This window comes from Nocardia coffeae, from assembly GCF_019890715.1.
Taxonomy (GTDB): Bacteria; Actinomycetota; Actinomycetes; order Mycobacteriales; family Mycobacteriaceae; genus Nocardia; species Nocardia jiangxiensis.
Genome location: NZ_JAINZY010000008.1, coordinates 324,303 through 340,683, shown reverse-complemented (window position 1 = coordinate 340,683; position 16,381 = coordinate 324,303). Strand labels below are relative to the sequence as shown.

Annotated in this window: 15 protein-coding genes; 5 read left to right on the top strand and 10 right to left on the bottom strand. The window is 65.7% G+C overall.

The genetic code is table 11. The features are described 5' to 3' along the window. Window positions 1-171 precede the first annotated feature (171 nt). Window positions 172-1,764 (top strand): HD domain-containing phosphohydrolase, encoded by a 1,593-nt coding sequence (locus K7711_RS28025; protein ID WP_222972442.1) that lies wholly within the window; start codon window positions 172-174, stop codon window positions 1,762-1,764. A 47-nt stretch (window positions 1,765-1,811) separates the two neighbouring features. Here K7711_RS28025 and K7711_RS28020 read toward each other — a convergent pair whose 3' ends face one another. Further along, on the bottom strand, window positions 1,812-3,626 hold the full coding sequence (locus tag K7711_RS28020) for an ABC transporter ATP-binding protein/permease (RefSeq protein ID WP_222972441.1): 1,815 nt from the start codon (window positions 3,624-3,626) through the stop codon (window positions 1,812-1,814). Window positions 3,627-3,785: 159 nt separating this feature from the next. Further along, the gene (locus tag K7711_RS28015) at window positions 3,786-4,700 is read right to left on the bottom strand and encodes an aldo/keto reductase (RefSeq protein ID WP_308014979.1); all 915 of its coding nucleotides are present in this window, start codon (window positions 4,698-4,700) and stop codon (window positions 3,786-3,788) included. Between the two features lie 89 nt (window positions 4,701-4,789). Between K7711_RS28015 and K7711_RS28010 the strand changes: the two genes are divergently transcribed. Continuing rightward, on the top strand, window positions 4,790-5,491 hold the full coding sequence (locus K7711_RS28010; protein ID WP_222972440.1) for a TetR/AcrR family transcriptional regulator: 702 nt from the start codon (window positions 4,790-4,792) through the stop codon (window positions 5,489-5,491). Window positions 5,492-5,802: 311 nt separating this feature from the next. On the opposite strand, the gene K7711_RS28005 is transcribed toward K7711_RS28010, so the two are convergent. From K7711_RS28005 to K7711_RS27975, 7 genes are all read right to left on the bottom strand, one after another. Beyond that, entirely contained in the window at window positions 5,803-6,972 is a 1,170-nt protein-coding gene (locus tag K7711_RS28005) for a cytochrome P450 (protein WP_222972439.1), read from the bottom strand. A 45-nt stretch (window positions 6,973-7,017) separates the two neighbouring features. Then, on the bottom strand, window positions 7,018-7,593 hold the full coding sequence (locus K7711_RS28000; RefSeq protein WP_222972438.1) for a GNAT family N-acetyltransferase: 576 nt from the start codon (window positions 7,591-7,593) through the stop codon (window positions 7,018-7,020). A 52-nt stretch (window positions 7,594-7,645) separates the two neighbouring features. Beyond that, on the bottom strand, window positions 7,646-7,972 hold the full coding sequence (locus K7711_RS27995; protein WP_222972437.1) for a hypothetical protein: 327 nt from the start codon (window positions 7,970-7,972) through the stop codon (window positions 7,646-7,648). A 397-nt stretch (window positions 7,973-8,369) separates the two neighbouring features. After that, on the bottom strand, window positions 8,370-8,654 hold the full coding sequence (locus K7711_RS27990) for a hypothetical protein (RefSeq protein WP_222972436.1): 285 nt from the start codon (window positions 8,652-8,654) through the stop codon (window positions 8,370-8,372). Then, the gene (locus tag K7711_RS27985) at window positions 8,651-8,896 is read right to left on the bottom strand and encodes a non-oxidative hydroxyarylic acid decarboxylases subunit D (protein WP_222972435.1); all 246 of its coding nucleotides are present in this window, start codon (window positions 8,894-8,896) and stop codon (window positions 8,651-8,653) included. The genes K7711_RS27990 and K7711_RS27985 overlap by 4 nt, the downstream gene beginning before the upstream one ends. Further along, window positions 8,893-10,320, bottom strand: a complete 1,428-nt coding sequence (locus K7711_RS27980) for a non-oxidative hydroxyarylic acid decarboxylases subunit C (protein WP_222972434.1) — start codon at window positions 10,318-10,320, stop codon at window positions 8,893-8,895. Before K7711_RS27980 ends, K7711_RS27985 begins: the two co-directional genes overlap by 4 nt. Continuing rightward, a complete protein-coding gene (locus tag K7711_RS27975) occupies window positions 10,307-10,960 on the bottom strand; it encodes a non-oxidative hydroxyarylic acid decarboxylases subunit B (RefSeq protein WP_504740734.1) in 654 nt (217 codons plus the stop codon). The genes K7711_RS27980 and K7711_RS27975 overlap by 14 nt, the downstream gene beginning before the upstream one ends. Window positions 10,961-11,027: 67 nt before the next feature. Here K7711_RS27975 and K7711_RS27970 point away from each other — a divergent pair, with 67 nt between their 5' ends. The 3 genes from K7711_RS27970 to K7711_RS27960 all read left to right on the top strand — a co-directional run bounded on the left by K7711_RS27970 (window position 11,028) and on the right by K7711_RS27960 (window position 14,837). After that, on the top strand, window positions 11,028-11,438 hold the full coding sequence (locus K7711_RS27970) for a MarR family winged helix-turn-helix transcriptional regulator (protein ID WP_222972432.1): 411 nt from the start codon (window positions 11,028-11,030) through the stop codon (window positions 11,436-11,438). A 159-nt stretch (window positions 11,439-11,597) separates the two neighbouring features. Next, the gene (locus K7711_RS27965; protein WP_222972431.1) at window positions 11,598-12,941 is read left to right on the top strand and encodes a family 1 glycosylhydrolase; all 1,344 of its coding nucleotides are present in this window, start codon (window positions 11,598-11,600) and stop codon (window positions 12,939-12,941) included. Between the two features lie 276 nt (window positions 12,942-13,217). Continuing rightward, the gene (locus tag K7711_RS27960; protein ID WP_222972430.1) at window positions 13,218-14,837 is read left to right on the top strand and encodes an AMP-binding protein; all 1,620 of its coding nucleotides are present in this window, start codon (window positions 13,218-13,220) and stop codon (window positions 14,835-14,837) included. A gap of 40 nt (window positions 14,838-14,877) precedes the next feature. Here the strand turns inward: K7711_RS27960 and K7711_RS27955 are convergent, their stop codons facing one another. Next, a complete protein-coding gene (locus K7711_RS27955; RefSeq protein WP_222972429.1) occupies window positions 14,878-16,320 on the bottom strand; it encodes a lipase maturation factor family protein in 1,443 nt (480 codons plus the stop codon). Between the last annotated feature and the right edge of the window lie 61 nt (window positions 16,321-16,381).

Below are 16,381 nucleotides of genomic sequence, written 5' to 3'. Positions count from 1 at the left end.
ATTCGCGCGAACAAGCACCATCGAGGCGTCGCAGACCCTCTCGATGATTTGGACCTGGCAGTTCATACAGGGCGCAAGCGCGGTGACTCCGCCCGCTCGTCGATGCCGTCGCTTACCTCGGCACCAACATGTGCGCATTAAAATGCCGATGTTCGGGTGGACAATGGGAAGATGCACCCGCACGGGACGCTGTCCAGCTCGGGGAAGGGGCTGAGCAGAGCCGAACTGCTGGCCGCGACATCGCTTGCGATCGACCTCGGTTTGGGTCAGCCGATGGAACACATGCTTCGGTCGTCCTTGATCGCGACACGGATCGCTGAGCGGATGGGGCTCGATCCGCGACAGCGAGCGACCGTGTACTACGCCAATCTGGTCGGGTGGATCGGTTGTCACGCCGACTCTCACGAACTCTCGGCGCTCTTCGGCGACGACATCGCCTTCCGGGCCGACACCTACGCGGTGGACATGACCGGCCTGCCGTTTCTGCGGCTGATGATGAGCCATGTCGGACGCGGATTGCCAGGCTGGGAACGCCGCGTCCGTGCCACTGCCTTTCTGGTCACGGCTCGCAGCCAGGTCGCCACACTGATCCAGTCGCATTGCAGTTCCGCCGGGGTTCTCTCCGATCGGATGGGCTTGGACGCGCAGGTCGGAAAGGCGCTGGCCTACGCCTTCGAACGCTGGGACGGCCGGGGGCTGCCCAACGGCTCTCGCGGAGAGGACATCCCGGTCGAGATCCACATCGCTCACGTCGCAGACGTCGTCGAGGTGCACCTGCGGACGGGTGGGCTCGAGCACGCGAAGGATGTTCTCCGTTCTCGGCGCGGGAGTCAGTTCAGCCCAGCTGTGGTGGCGGTGTTCGATCGTGACGCGGCGGCGATCGTGGACGGGTTGCTCGAAATCGATGTCTGGACCAGTGCGTTGGCCCAGGCACCGGATCGTGACCGAACCCTGACGGCCGAGGAGAGCGACGAGTTACTCGAGGCCATGGCTGATTTCGTCGATCTCAAATCTCCGTTCACCCTGGGGCATTCGCGTGGCGTCGCGAATCTGGTGGCCGGGGCAGCCCGGTGCCTGGGCATGTCGCCGTCGGAGATCACGCATCTCTACCGTGCGGGCCTGGTGCACGGCCTCGGCAAAATGGGAGTGCCCAACCAGATCTGGGAGAAGAAGGGGCCGCTCACCACGGCTGAATGGGAACGGGTTCGGATGTATCCGGATCTGACCGGCCGGATACTGAGCCGAGTCAAGGGCTTGGAGTCGGTGGTGCCTGTCGCGATGAAGCACCGGGAACGGATCGACGGGTCCGGCTTTCCCCGGGGGATCGCCGGCGCGGAGTTGACTGCGCAGGATCGGCTGCTCGGCGCGGCGGAGGCTTATCAGCGACTGCTCGAGCCGCGTCCCCGCCGGCCGCCGCTCGAGCCTCGCGGCGCTGCTGATCAGTTGCGAAAGGAGGCGCGCGCCGGGCGCTTCGACGCCGAGTCGGCGGCGGCCGTGCTTGCGGTGGCCGGCCCGCGGATATCGCGGCGGACCCCCTGGCCCGCTGGGCTGACCGGCCGGGAGGTCGAGGTCCTCCGACTCGTCGCGCAGGGCCGGTCGAACCGAGAAATCGCCGCCGAACTGTTCATCGCAGAGAAAACGGCACGCAACCACATCGAACGTGTCTACGCCAAACTTGGCGTCAACAACCGCACGCAGGCCAGTCTCGCAGCGATCGATCGGGGTCTGGCGGGCTTCCCGGTCACCGCGGCCGTGGGAAATTGAAACATCCGCCGCCCGCCGACATCTGGCGGGACCGACTGCGTGGTGCTTCATCGCCGGGATGCGCCGGGCCGGGACCGCCGGTCCAAGACCCATACTGTGACCAGCATGAGGCCAACGGCAAACGAGGCGAGTGCGATGAGACTGGCGCCGATGCTTCCGTGGAAGGTATCGCCGTAGGCGGACATGGTCGGCAGCGTGGCGGTGTACCGGTCGAGATCCAGGTCGTGCCCCAGTGCTTCGAATGCGTGGCGATTGGACAGGCCGAGACTCATCAGGCGTCCCGGGAGGGCCATCTCGTCAACGGGGACTATGGCGCCACCGAACAGAACCTGAGGGAAGCAGAGCATCGGCAGGGCGAGGGCGGCCTGCGCGGCGTTGGAGACCGCGGCCGAGGCGAGCAATCCGAGGGCCAATGCCGAGGTCGCCTCGATCACAATCGTCACAAACAGGAAACCGGCCACGCCCCATCCAACGGCGGGGAGCCGACCGAGCGCCCGCAGCACACCGAGGAGCACCGCGCTCACTCCAGCCAGCACCGGAAGCAGCGCTGTCACCTTGGATGCCACGTAGGCGCCCACGCTGAGCCCAGCCAGCCGCTCCCGCCGGAAGACGGCCATCTCCCCGACGATCTGGAGCAGGCCATAGGTCAGGCCGAAGAAGAAGCCTGCGAATGCGATCCAGAACACGATCTGGACCGGGCCGAGGTCGGCTTCGCTACGCGGATCGAACGCGCCGCGCTTGAACAACGTCGCCATCATCGCAGTGACCAGCACCGGTGAGCCGAGCAGAACCGCCAGGGTCAACCGGTTGCGCAGGAGAACATCGACATTGCGGCGTGTCAGTAGCCACCATTGCCGGACCGTGCCCGTGCGCTTGACGTCCGAACGGGTGGTGGGGATGGGCAGTCGAGCCGGGCCGGGCCGGGCTTTCGACTTCCCACGGCTGTCCGCGAATCGCTCCGCCCAGATCTGAGGGGTGTGCTCGCGGGCCAGCCGGTCATACACCTCGGCGAGATCCTCCACGCCGAAGTAGCGCCGAGCCTCGGTCGGGCTGCCGGTGAAGGCCAGGTGGCCGTCGCTCGCCAGGAATACCACCCGGTCACACCGGTCGATGCCGGCCGGCTCATGCGTCGTGAGAACGACTGTGACCCCACGCTGGCTGAGTCGGCGCAGCAGGCGCATCACGTCGGCTGCGGTCGACGGATCGAGCCCGGAGGTGGGTTCGTCGAGGAAGAAAAGGTGTGGCCGGGTCAGCAGTTCCACGGCGATGCTGGTCCGCTTGCGCTGGCCGCCGGAGAGCGCACGGACCGGCACCTCGGCCCGATCAGTCAGGTCGAGGTCGTGCATGGTCTCTTCGACTACCCGGTCCGCCTCTGTCGCCGACGTGCCTGCGGGCAGCCGCAGCCGTGCCGCGTAGCGCAGCGTGCGGCGCAGGGGCATCTCGAGGTGGATGATGTCCTCCTGGGGCACGTAGCCGATACGGGAATCGGCGCTGATTCGGGCCCCGAGAACCACGCCGTCGTGCCGAACCTCCCCGGCAGATGGTGGTCGCAGTCCCGCGAGGATCTCGAGCAACGTGCTCTTTCCTGCTCCACTGCCGCCGGCAATGGCGACCAATTCGCCTGGTTCGACCGACAACGACAGCTCCTGGAGAATCTGCCGCGCCCCGACACGCCGGCTGACCTCGACTGCATCGACCCGCCCGCCGCCGGGCACTGCAGGTACGTGATCTGAAGTGCGCGTACCGAATCGCTCGGCGGGTGGTGGTTCGAACGCCAATTCGGTCATGACCGGTGATCTCGGTGATTCCTGAACTCGCTGTGTCATGCCCTGATCATCGGTCCGCCGCCTCCGTGGCCGCATGAGGCGTTTGCCTCAAATTGCGGCACCAGGTATCGATCGCCGCACCGGGCAGCGGGGCCACGCGGTGGCCCAGGGGCCGGCCGGTGCCGTATGCCCTGGACATCGGTGGCTGGTTGCCGACCGCTGGTGATGTTTGCTGGGCGTTGCCGTGCGGTCGGGTCACGATGCCGGTCGGCGGTGGCTCTCCAGGGCCGATGTGTGCGCGTCGAGTGTGGATTGGTGTGGCTGGTCGAGGACGGCTTTCGATTCGTCGACGAGGTTGGTCAGGTGGGCCACCTCTGTGTCGGTCAGTTCGGCCGCGAGGTCGGCAGCGGCGACGTTGGCGCGCAGGTGATCTGGATTCTTGGTCCCGGGGATGACCACGATGGCGGGTGAGCGGCGCAGCAGCCAGGCCAGCGCGACCTGGGCGGGTGTGGCGCCCAAGCGCTGCGCCGGGCCGGTCAGCTCGGCGTAGGCGGTGAGCCGCCCCGAGGCCAGCGGGAAGTACGGGATGAACATGATCTCGTGCTCCTCGCAGTCGGCCAGGACCTGCACGCCGCTGCGGTCGAGCAGGTTGAAACGGTTCTGCACGGCCGCGATCGGTGCCATCTGCTGCGCGCGTGCCAGCATCTGCGGTGACGCGCCGGACAGGCCGATCCGGCGGATGAGACCTTGCTCGCGCAGCTCTACCAGCACGCCGAGTGAATCCTCCAGCGGCACCTCGCTCGGCGGCGCTGTCCCATCGCCACCGAGCCGCAGATATGTCAGCTCACTGGTCACCGCCCCGAAGTCCGCCAACGCCTCGTGGACCTGTCGACGGATGGTGTCGGGGCGGTCGGTGATCAGCCACGATCCGTCCGGGCCGCGGCCCGCGCCGACTTTGTTGCCGACGATCACGCCCTCCGGGAAGGGGTGCAACGCTTCCCCGATCAGCCGGTTGACCGTGCGCGGACCGTAGGCATTCGCGGTGTCGAAGAACGTCACTCCCAACTCGACTGCCAGGCGCAGCACCCCTCGCGCCGCCTCGGGGTCCGCGGGCGGCCCCCACACGTTGGGTCCGGCGAGCTGCATGGCACCGTATCCGACTCGGTTCACTGACTTCTCCCTTGCCGTATCACCGCTACGAACTTATGCGTATCACTGGTTCGTATCAGTGATACGCATAATGGCGTAGCATTGCAACGGTGGATGACGCGAAGACTCTGGCCCGGCGGCAGATCATCGAGGTAGCGGCTGAAATTCTGGAGGCACACGGTGCCCACGCGGTCTCGACCCGCTCGGTCGCCTCGGCCGCGGGTATCCGCGCCGCCTCCCTCTACCAGCACTTCCGCGACAAAGACGGCCTCCTGGAAGCCCTGGCCATCCACGGCTTCGACCTCTACCTCGCCGATAAGCAGGCCCTGGCCCATACCGACGACCCGATTGCCGACATGCGCCGCGGCTGGGACACCCACGTCGACTTCGGACTGCACCACCCCGCCCTCTACCTGCTGATGTACGGCACCAACCGCCCCGAGTGCCGTCCCCCCGCCGCCGAACGAGCCGGCAGCCTGCTGATGAAGTTCCTCGACCGCACCGCTGCGGCCGGACATCTGCGCGTCCTGCCCTCCGTCGCCGCTCAGCTCTGCCTGGCGGCGGTCACCGGAGTCACCCTCTCGCTGATCGGAACCCCAACCCAGCAACGTGACATGAAGATCTCCCCGAGGATGCGAGACACCCTCATCGACTCCCTGATCACCGACCCCGCCCCCGCCGAGGACCGCAGCCTCGCAGCGCGCGCCCTGTCCCTCGACGCCGCCATCACCACCGCGGCACCCGGCACCCTCCCGCTCCGTCCGGCCGAGACCACACTCCTACGCGACTGGCTCGACCAACTCGCTCGCTGATCCGCATCACCACGGCGAAACTGCGCGTCTCGTGCGCGCGCAGCCCTGGTGGACCAGGTCCCTTCGCTGACTGCTCGTCCCGCCACGATGGTGTCCCCGAATCCCCGCCGAACAGGTTGGGATCTCAGGAAGTTTCATTCATCCTGAGACCCCGGTGAAAACGCGATGTCATCGGGGGCGCCACCGATGGCCGAGAGCTGGTGGCGTTGGTGGAGCCATCCAGCCGCTAGCCGAATCATCCGTATTCCGCGGGGTTCCAGGAACGGGTCGGCTTGTTGGTGAGAATGAACCGCAATGCCTTGATCATGATGTCACCTCCTTCCTGGGGCTCGGTCGGGCGCGGACAGGGCATGTGGGGTACGCCGCAGGGTGAACGGTCTGGGGGTCGCGGCATTGGTCACGATCGGGCGGGTATCACCGCCGCCGATGACGCGCAGAGAGGTGTTCTCGGTGAGGGTGGTGGCCGCATCGGTGACCAGATCGTGGGCGACCGCGGCGCCTGCGCAGGTGAAGGGGCCGGAACTGAAGGGCACGAATGGGCCGTGTTCGCTCGGTCGAATCCAGCGGTCGGGTTGGAATGCCCCTGGTCTGGTCCAGTGTTCGTTGTCGTGGTGGAGCAGATAGGGGCTGACCGACAGCAGGTCGCCGGTCTGGAAGGCGATCCCCCCGAACTCGGCGGGATGGGGGACCGGACGGCTGACCATCCAGGAGACCGGCCGGTGCCGCAGCGCCTCACGTACCACCCGGTCGACGGGCCAAGGCCATGGTGCGCCGGGAGAGTGGAGACTGCCCAGCAGCACCGACCACGCGAGCGAGTAGCCCAGCGGTCCCACGATGGACCGGAACATCAGCACATACAGCTGCGCCACCGTTGTATCGGCGACGTCGTCGGGACAGGCGCCGATCACGGCATCGAGCAGATCCCGTGGTTCGGCTTCCGCAGTGCGGCCGGTGGCGCCGCGCCGGTCGCGGATCTGCTCGTTCAGCGCGGTGGACAGTTTGGCGCGCAGCAGCTGCGCCCGCGCCCGCTGCGCCATTCGGGCCGGGCGAAGCGCGCCCACGCGTGCGTTTCGCTCCAGTAACTGCCGCAGCTCGGGAGAACCATCTGGGTGCAGCAACACATCCGCGGTGCACCGATACACCAGCTCGACCCCCGCTGCGGGCCAGTGGGTGACCGACGGCATTTCGATCACCGCCGCCGCCAGGGACTCGCGATACTCGGGCCTGTGCGTCCGCAGAATCGCGCGTGCCGCGCGGCCGAAATCGACCTGAGCAGACCGCGAAGGCAGCATAGAGCCGAAGAACCCGGACTTCCCCGCATTGAAAGCGCGGTCACTCAACACTGTCAGCGCCAGACCCGTATCGCCGACACACCACCCGCCCCACGGCAGCTCGAATACCTCTGCCGGGCTGGTCCGGCGCAGATTCTCGAGGAAACCCAACGGATCACGCCGGAACCGGCGCATCTCTGCAAAACCCATCGGACGGTCCTCTCATAGAGAGGGGGTAGTCTCGCCCAATTTTAACTAAACCCGATCCGCCTCGGCGAGGGTTCCCGTTGCCAGGCGCGCGTACATGAACATGTCGCGCCGTCGATTGCCGACCTTCTGCCACGATCGCAGGAGCCCTTCGCATTCGAAACCGGCTCTCTCCGCAGTGCGGATCGAAGCGCGGTTCCAAGGTTCCACATACAGCTGGAGCCGCGGGATATGCAGCTCTTCCAGCGCCCAGATGGCCATTGCCGCCAGAGCATGCGCGGCGACGCCGTGGCCGCGGGCGGAGCGGACCACCCAGTAGCCGAGCGATGCGCGGCCTTCGTCGATGTCCTTCAACCACAGGCCGATACTTCCCAATGGGGTGTTGTCCCGTCGCCGGACGATCACCATCGGGTATCCGATTCGATCGGTCGCTCGTTGCCATTGGCGTTCGACAAATCGCGCTGCGTCCTCGCGCGAGAAGCTCGCCGGCACCGTGGTTATCGGAATCAGGTCGTCGGCAGCGGCTTCCATGACAAGCTCGAGGTCCGCCGCGGACAACGACCACGGGCGGAGTTCCAAGTCTGCGGTGGCTCTCAGATGCGGTATTCGCAGAGCATCGTCCATGGTCGGCCTCCCCACGATATGCACAGGATATCGACGCGTGGTCGGCGCGGTTTTACACCGAGACTTCGTGGACTGTGGCGTCGGCTCGCACGTCGAGGATCGATAACAGCACCATCCGGCATACGGGCATGTGTGACATGTGCCCCTGCACGGTGATCACTGTGTGTGCTGCGGCGCGTCGGCATTCTTGGACCAGGTCGGCGAATGCGGGAGGCAATGTCGCATTCTGCGGTTCGGGCTCGTGGAATACCGTTCCCAGTTCGTAGCCGAGGGAGCGGGCGGTGTCACGCAGTTTGTCTTCACTGGTACCGGGGGAGCGGCCATCGAGTAGATCATCGCGGATGTAGCCGTAGGCGAGAGGCAATAGAGCAGTTGTCATGGTGATTCGGTTCTCAGTAGGTCTGCTTTCCTGTACGACAACCACCCTGCGCCGGAGGCAACGAACCCACATCGGTGAGACTACCTATACCGCTACCTGAAAAGCGGGCGACGAGCGCTGCCATGCCGCGACGACGTGCTCGCGTCACGACCTGTCGGCTCTTACCCGAGTGCAGGCCGCCGCGGTAGACCCGCCTCCCTGTCCTTGGGAGGTAACCAAGTTGGACAACAGACCCGGCGCCGTCGATGCCGCCGGGGCTGTCGCACCTCCGGACGCTACCCGCCTACAACCAGCCGCTCACCAGAATGTCACGAATAGGTCACGGCACGGCCTGGATCTGGACGCCGACGCAGATCTCGCTGTGAGCGATGCGGACCACCGTGGGACTGCCGCGCGATCAGGGGACATGGTTCGTATCCATGTCCCGGCTGACCTCGTGGAACATCCACTGGTGCGGCGGGCGGCGGGTCAGCCCGGTCGGTTCGGACCGGATTCGCGGTCGCAGATGGTTTTTCGAGGTGGCGATGAGGACGACGCGATCGTCGGGGGAGCTGTAGAGGCGAATGTCGGTGGTGTCGCCGAGTTCTTCGGCGGCGGTTGTGCGAACCCAGGCGAGCAACTGTGCGTGCCGGCCCGGGGTCGCGGCGGCTTCCCACATGAGTGTCGGCTTCGGGGTGCTCACCGCGAGACCAGCGGAGGGACGGGCGGCACCGCGGGGGCGGCGTGTAGGTCGGCTTCGGTGAGTGTGAACGCCCGCGGGTAATGCTCGCGGTCGGTGCGTCGTGCGGGTTCGGTGGTGCGCCAGGTGAATCCGCAGGGCTGGCATTGGCGGACTTCCCAGATCCCCGGGACGGGACTGGTGGCGATGGTGCGGATCGTATTCGAGGCGCAGCGCGGGCAGAGCGATTGTGCGGGGGTGGTCATCGTTGTGCTCCGATCATGGTGGTGAGGCGGTCGATCCAGGCTGCGGTTTCGGGCAGGTCGCGGACGGGTTGGCTGAAGTGGCCGCGGTCGTCCGGTGTGACCGGAGTGGTGGCATCGATGATGAGCTTGTCGGTGATGCCCGATGGTGCGGAGCTGGGGTCGAGTGCGACGACGGACAGGTTGGGTAACCGGACGACATCGCCGGCGGCGTTGACCTTGGTCGACAGTGCCCACATGACCTGCGGCAGGTTGAACGGGTCGACATCCTCGTCCACGAGGATGACCATCTTGACGTAGCCGAGCCCGTGTGGCGTCGTCATCGCCCGCATGCCGACTGCCTTGGCGAAGCCGCCATACCGCTTGCGGGTGGAGATGATGGCCAGGAGCCCGTGCGTGTACATGGCGTTGACCGCCTGTACCTCGGGGAATTCCGCGGTGAGCTGCTTGTAGAGCGGGACGCAGGTGGCGGGTCCGATCAGATAGTCGACTTCGGTCCAGGGCATGCCGAGGTACAGCGATTCGAAGATCGGGTCGCTGCGGTAGGAGATTCGGTCGATCCGGATCACGGGCATGCTGTGCCCGCCGGAGTAGTGTCCGGTGAATTCGCCGAAGGGGCCTTCGAGTTCCCGGCGTCGGCTCTCGATGACTCCCTCGATGACGACCTCGGATCCCCAGGGGACATCGAATCCGGTCAACGGCGCGGTGGCGATGGGGTACGGCGATTGCCGTATGGCACCGGCCATTTCGTATTCGGATTGGTCGTATCGCAGTGGTGTCGAAGCCATCAACGTGATGATGGGGTCGTTGCCGAGGGTGATGGCGATCGGAAGATCCTCGCCGCGTTCCTCTGCCGCGTGCAGGTGAATTGCGATGTCGTGCACCGGAACCGGCTGGATCGCGAGGTGCCGGGGGCCTTTGACCTGCATGCGGTAGATGCCGACGTTCTGCTTGTCGAAGCTGTCGCGCTCGTCCGGGTCACGGGACACGACCGCGGCCTTGTCGAGGTAGAAGCCTCCGTCGCCGTCGTTGAGCCGGAACAGCGGCAGGAGATCGAAGATGTTGATGTCATCGCCCTGGACGGTGTTCGCTCGCCACGGTGCGTCCTCGCGGCGTTCCGGCTCGACCGGGAACGCGTCCCAGCGGCGGATGAATTCGGCGACCTGGGCTCTGGTGGACGTGGCCGGGTCCATGCCGAGTGCGATCGCGTGGTTGGGCCAGGAGCCGAGCGTGTTCAGCGCGACCTTGGCGTTGGTGAATCCGGCGATGTCGTCGAAGTAGAGGCCGGGTGCGGTGTCGCCGATCCGGCCCGCGGCGTTCGCGGCGGCGGCCAGGTCCGGCTCTGCTTGCACTTCGTCGGAGATCCGGAGCAGTTGACCGCCTGCGTCCAGTGCGACGAGGAACGACCTGAGATCATCGAATTGCATCGGCTTTCCAATCGGTTGCGTATTCGGGCTGATGGACTGCGGCAGAGGGGAATTCGGTGCCGGGAGCATGGATCCCCGCCCAGCGGCGGGCGCGCGGATGGGGCAGATCGACCTGGTCGAGGACTCGCGCGACGATGTGATCGACGATGTCCTCGACGGTGCCCGGGTGGTTGTAGAACGCCGGCATGGGCGGAACGATGCGCACGCCCAGTTCGGCCAGTGCGGTCATGTTCTGCAGGTGAATGGCGCTGAGGGGTGTTTCTCGCGGTACCAGCACGAGCCGACGGTGTTCCTTGAGCACGACGTCCGCAGCGCGGCCGACGAGGCTGTCGGAGTAACCGGCGCGAATGCCCGCCAGGGTCTTCATGCTGCACGGGATGATGACCATTGCGTCGGTGCGGAACGAGCCGGAACTGATCGAGGCGGCCTGGTCACCGGATCCGTGGACCACGTCGGCGAGTGCGCGCACCTCGCCGACGGAGTAGGGGGTCTCGAGTTCGATGGTGGTGCGCGCCCAGCGGGAGAGCACCAGATGCGTCTCCACATCCGGCATGTCCCGCAGCGTCTTCAGTAGCGCCACGCCCAGTGGTGCACCCGTTGCTCCGGACATTCCGACTATGAGACGCATCAGATCCTCCATTGTTCGTATACGAACTATTTGTCCTCAGGCTAGTCTGTTCGTATACGAACCACAATGGGGAGGTCGCGTGTTCGACGACACACCGTTTCACCTGATGCGAGTGATCCTGCAAGACCACGGTGCCCGGTGGCACGAACGGATGCCGCAACTGACCAAGCCGCAGTACGCGGTGCTCGAGGCGCTCGACGCGCACGATGGACTCGACCAGAAGGCGCTCGGTGAGGCGAGCGCGACGACGAAGGCCACGCTGACCGAGATGCTCGCGCGTATGCAGGAGCGCGGCCTCATCGAGCGCCGGTCCGATGCCGCCGATGGCCGCAAACGGTCGGTGCATCTGGCCGAAGCCGGGAGGCGAACGCTGGCCGAGGCCCGAATCGTCGCGCGCGACCTGGAAAAAGAAATCCTGGGCGCACTGTCCGCCGGTCAACTGCGACAGCTGTCTTCCCTGCTGGCGACGTTGCGCCACGCCTCGGCGTGAGGCGAAGTCGTCGGCGGCTCGGCGACCAACCGGAGGTACCGTGTGCCGTGACCGCCACGATCCAATGACGAATCCGCATCACGCGGCAACATCGTTCGGGCGGAGTGGAATTCGTGCCATCGCCAGCGCGGGCAGGGATCCGTTCGTTACCCTGAATTGATGCGATCCTGGCTTCTTCGGGTTGTCTCGGCGGTGTTCGTTGCTGCTGCATCGGTGTCGCTGGTCGGGACTCCGGCCCTGGCGGGGCCGCCGCGGGCGGCCGCGCTCACGTCGCTGGGTTCCGGATTCCTCTGGGGGGTTGCCAGTTCGGGATTCCAGTCCGAAGGTCTTGCGCCCGACAGTAATTGGACGCGTTATATCGCTCGGGATCGGGGATTGGAGCCACTGGGGAATTCGGTCGACTTCGCCGATCGCTACCAGTCCGACATCCGGCTGGCCGCGGACATGGGGATGCGGGTTTTCCGGATCGGGATCGAGTGGGCCCGGCTGCAGCCCGCGCCCGGGGTGTGGGACCAGCGCGCCTTTCGTTTCTACGATTCGGTCGTCGACAGCATCGTGCGGGCCGGCATGCGGCCGATGATCACCCTGGACCACTGGGTGTACCCGGGCTGGGAAGCGAGCCGGGGCGGCTGGCGCAATCCGGGAATGGTCGGGGACTGGCTGGCCCATATGCGTGCCGTCGTCGATCGGTACTCCTCGCGGAATCCGTTGTGGGTCACCGTGAACGAGCCCGCTGCGTACATCGGAAACGAGGTCCGCGAGGGCGGCGCCGACGCCGGCCGGATGCTGAACGAGATCGTCGATGTGCACAACGCCGGCTACGACTACATCCACAGCAGGCAGCCCGGCGCTCAGGTCACCGCCAACGTCGGATATGTCGCAGGTGCGGAGGACCAGGTCAACGGTGCGTTCGTCGACCGAATCGCCGCCCGGCTCGACTACATGGGCGTGGACTACTACTTCGGCTTCGACCCGGCGCAGTCGCTGTACGGGGCGATCGGGCGGGCCACCGGTTCGGCGCTGCCGACCCTGCCGGGTCCGCGCATCTGGGAGATGCCGCTGCGCGCCGAGGGGATCTACTATGCGCTGCAGCATTATTCACGCCGCTTTCCGGGTAAGCCGCTGTACGTTGTGGAGAACGGCATGCCCACCGAGAACGGCCGGCCCCGCGGCGACGGCTACACCCGCAGCGACCATCTGCGTGACACCGTCTACTGGCTGCAGCGCGCGAAGGCCGCCGGTATGAACCTGATCGGGTACAACTACTGGAGCCTCACCGACAACTACGAATGGGGCAGCTACACACCGAGATTCGGCCTCTACACGGTCGATGTACGCACCGACCCGTCGCTCACCCGCCGCCCCACCGACGCTGTGGGCGCCTATGCGCAGATCGTCGCCGCGGGTGGAGTCCCGGTCGGCTATCGCCCCACCCGTGCTCCGGCTCTGTGCATTTTCGTCGACCCGCCGGCCAGCTGTCTCGACCCGGTCGCGGGGCCGTAGATCCGCAATCCACGGCTGCCCGATTCGGTGCGGCACCGCTGGGGAACCCCTCGGCAGGTCTTTCCGGACATCGGAATCGCGAGACTCGACTTCGTGTTCGAATTTTTCACCAGCCAGTGATCGGAACGCGTCCGACAGTAGGGCCCGCGCTGATAGGTTCCAGGGCCATCGGCGTGTGTATCGAGCCGATGACGTACCGAGGCAACGAAAGTCGGGGTGCGGGGCGACCCGGCCCGGAACTGGAGACAAGTGAACATGGAGTCATACGTACGGAACATGGAGTCATACGTACGTGGTGAGGAGTATCCCGGTCTTCTTCACGAGACAATCGGCGCGAATCTGGAACGTACCGTGTCCGCGTATCCCGATCGTGAGGCTCTGGTAGAGGTCGCGAGTGGCCGGCGATGGACCTGGGCCGAGTTCGACGCTGATGTCAACCGGACCGCGCGTGGACTGGTGGCCGCCGGTGTCACCAAGGGCGACCGGGTCGGAATCTGGTCGCCGAACTGTGCGGAGTGGACTCTCACCCAGTACGCCACCGCCAAGATCGGCGCGATTCTGGTGAACGTGAACCCTGCGTACCGCGCCAACGAGTTCAGCTTCGCGGTCAACCACAGTGGATTGTCGCTGCTCGTAGCGGCCACCAGCTTCAAGACTTCCGACTATCGCGGCATGATCGAACAGACACGTGCGAATTGCCCGACTGTGCAGCGGGTCGTCTACCTCGACACCGATGACTGGACCGACCTGCTCGCGCACGGCGATCCCCTCCCGCGGGACACCGTTGCCGAGAAGATGACGGCCTTGGACCCGTTGGACCCCATCAACATTCAGTACACCTCGGGCACCACCGGGAATCCCAAGGGTGCGACGTTGAGCCATCGCAACATTCTCAACAACGGCTACTCGACCACCGAGCTGATCAACTTCACCGAGGAAGACCGGCTCTGTATTCCGGTGTCGTTCTACCACTGCTTCGGCATGGTGATGGGCAACCTCGGCTGCACCAGCCACGGGACGACCATGGTGATCCCGTCACCGGGTTTCGACCCGGCGATCACCCTGGAGACCATCCAGAACGAGCGTTGCACCGGCGTCTACGGCGTGCCGACGATGTTCATCGCGATGCAGAACCACCCGGACTTCGCCTCGTACGATCTGACGTCTCTGCGCACGGGAATCATGGCGGGGGCGCCGTGTCCGGTCGAGGTGATGAAGCGCTGCATCAGCGATATGCACATGACCGAGGTGTCGATCGCTTACGGGATGACCGAGACTTCGCCGGTCTCGACCCAGACCCGGGCCGATGACGACCTGGACCGGCGTACAGCCACCATCGGGCGGGTGCATCCGCACCTGGAAATCAAGATCATCGATACTCTGACCGGGGAGATCGCTGAGCGCGGACAAGCCGGAGAGTTCTGCACCCGGGGTTACTCGGTGATGCTCGGCTACTGGGACGAGCCACAGAAGACCGCGGAGGCGATCGATGCCGACGGCTGGATGCATACCGGCGACCTGGCCGTGATGCGTGAGGACGGCTACTGCAACATCGTGGGCCGGATCAAGGACATGGTGATCCGCGGCGGAGAGAACATCTATCCGCGGGAGATCGAGGAGTTCCTGTACACCCACCCTGACGTCGAGGATGTTCAGGTGATCGGCGTACCCGACAAGAAGTACGGCGAGGAGCTCTGCGCCTGGATCAAGATGCGCACCGGTGCGCATCCGTTGGACGCCGAGGCGGTGCGCTCGTTCGCGACCGACAAGCTGGCGCACTACAAGATTCCCCGCTACGTGATGGTCGTCGACGAGTTCCCGATGACGGTCACCGGCAAGATTCGGAAGATCGTGATGCGGGAGCGGTCCGCCCGCGCCCTCGGGTTGACCGGGTGACGGTGGTGAGGAGCCTGGGCCGAGGGCCCGTGGTGCGTGGTCAGGGGGCGGATTGCAGATTCCCGAGGGTTACGGGCGGAAAGTATTCGTCCACGACGGTGCGGTGCCACCAGGATCGCTCGCGCAGCAGCTCTCCGAGGGTGGTGAAGCGGTAGCGGTAGAGGTGTGCTCGCAGAAAGCGGGGCGGGGATTCGGGGAACGGATTGTGGCGGACCAATCTCAGGGTCGCCCGATCGTTCTGCAACAGCCGCAGCACGAATGGTCCGAGCCACGGCGGCCGAGAGTGCGGCGAGAGGGCGGCGAACCACATGAGCCAATCCAGACGCAGATGGTAAGGCGCCCATTGTTTGGGCATCCGGTGCGGATCGCCGGGCTTGCCTTTGAATTCGTATTCCTTCCAGATCGTCTGTTCCGTGATGTGCCGCTCGTCGGTGCCCTCGATGACGACCTCGAGGCGTGTTCGTCCGATACGGCCGAAGGCCCCGTATGTATTCACCAGGCGATACGGGTTGAAGGACACGTTCATGCGCTGGTGGTGTGAGAGTAGATTGCGCGTCGGCCGATAACTCAGCGCTACCGTCAGCGTGGTGAACGCGATGACCAGGATCATGAACCACAGCGACGCTGCCGGTAGCGCTGGTGAATGGGGGATCGGCAGCACCGTGGCTGCGGCGGAATCGGTTATCGTGCTGGCGGCCAGCAGGATGGTCAGCCAGTTCAGCCAGGCGAAATTGCCCGACAACACCAGCCAGAGTTGGGTCACCACGACGATCGCGCCGGCGACACCGGCGACTGGTTGTGGAGCGAACAGTCCCAGCGGGACGACGAGCTGGGCGATGTGATTGGCCGCCGCCTCGACTCGATGCAACGGTTTGGGCAAGTGATGGAAGAACCAGCTCAACGGCCCCGGCATCGGCTGGGTCTCGTGGTGGTAGCACAGGCACGTCAGGTCGCGCCAGCACGGGTCGCCGCGCAGTTTGATCAGTCCGGCACCGAACTCGACCCGGAACAGCAGCCACCGCGCCAGCCACAACACCAGCACCGGCGGCGCCACCCGGTCGTTGCCCAGGAAGATCGCCAGAAAACCGGTCTCCAGCAGCAGGGACTCCCAACCGAACGCATACCACACCTGTCCGACATTGACGATCGACAGATACAGCACCCACAACACCAACCAGATCACCATCGCCGCCCCCAACGGCACCAGATCGGCGAGGCCTGCGCAGACCGCCGCCGCCAGTGCCGCCCCGAACCAGGCCAGGGCGGCGAAGAACCGGTCCGAATAGTGCAGCTGAAAGACACTCGGAGCCTGCCCGAACGATCGCCCCGCCAGAAATCGCGGCACCGGCAGCATCCCGTGAGCGCCGATCAGCGCCCGGAATTGCCTGGCAGCTGCCACGAAAGCGAGCACGTAGACGGCCGCGGTGCCACGCTCGAGTATCTGCCGACCGAACCAGTATTCGGGTGCGTCGAACCATCCCATGCCCGTAGCTCCTCGGACGCTGGAGGTTTGATCCCCATTGTGACACCCGCGGCAGCGTGCC

What these genes read in the sequence shown, in the direction of transcription:
- K7711_RS28025 (WP_222972442.1), top strand. Translation starts at nt 172, where the DNA reads ATGCACCCGCACGGGACGCTGTCCAGCTCGGGGAAGGGGCTGAGCAGA.
- K7711_RS28020 (WP_222972441.1), bottom strand. Translation starts at nt 3,626, where the DNA reads ATGCGGCCACGGAGGCGGCGGACCGATGATCAGGGCATGACACAGCGA.
- K7711_RS28005 (WP_222972439.1), bottom strand. Translation starts at nt 6,972, where the DNA reads ATGGGTTTTGCAGAGATGCGCCGGTTCCGGCGTGATCCGTTGGGTTTC.
- K7711_RS28000 (WP_222972438.1), bottom strand. Translation starts at nt 7,593, where the DNA reads ATGGACGATGCTCTGCGAATACCGCATCTGAGAGCCACCGCAGACTTG.
- K7711_RS27995 (WP_222972437.1), bottom strand. Translation starts at nt 7,972, where the DNA reads ATGACAACTGCTCTATTGCCTCTCGCCTACGGCTACATCCGCGATGAT.
- K7711_RS27985 (WP_222972435.1), bottom strand. Translation starts at nt 8,896, where the DNA reads ATGACCACCCCCGCACAATCGCTCTGCCCGCGCTGCGCCTCGAATACG.
- K7711_RS27980 (WP_222972434.1), bottom strand. Translation starts at nt 10,320, where the DNA reads ATGCAATTCGATGATCTCAGGTCGTTCCTCGTCGCACTGGACGCAGGC.
- K7711_RS27975 (WP_504740734.1), bottom strand. Translation starts at nt 10,960, where the DNA reads ATGGAGGATCTGATGCGTCTCATAGTCGGAATGTCCGGAGCAACGGGT.
- K7711_RS27965 (WP_222972431.1), top strand. Translation starts at nt 11,598, where the DNA reads ATGCGATCCTGGCTTCTTCGGGTTGTCTCGGCGGTGTTCGTTGCTGCT.
- K7711_RS27960 (WP_222972430.1), top strand. Translation starts at nt 13,218, where the DNA reads ATGGAGTCATACGTACGTGGTGAGGAGTATCCCGGTCTTCTTCACGAG.
- K7711_RS27955 (WP_222972429.1), bottom strand. Translation starts at nt 16,320, where the DNA reads ATGGGATGGTTCGACGCACCCGAATACTGGTTCGGTCGGCAGATACTC.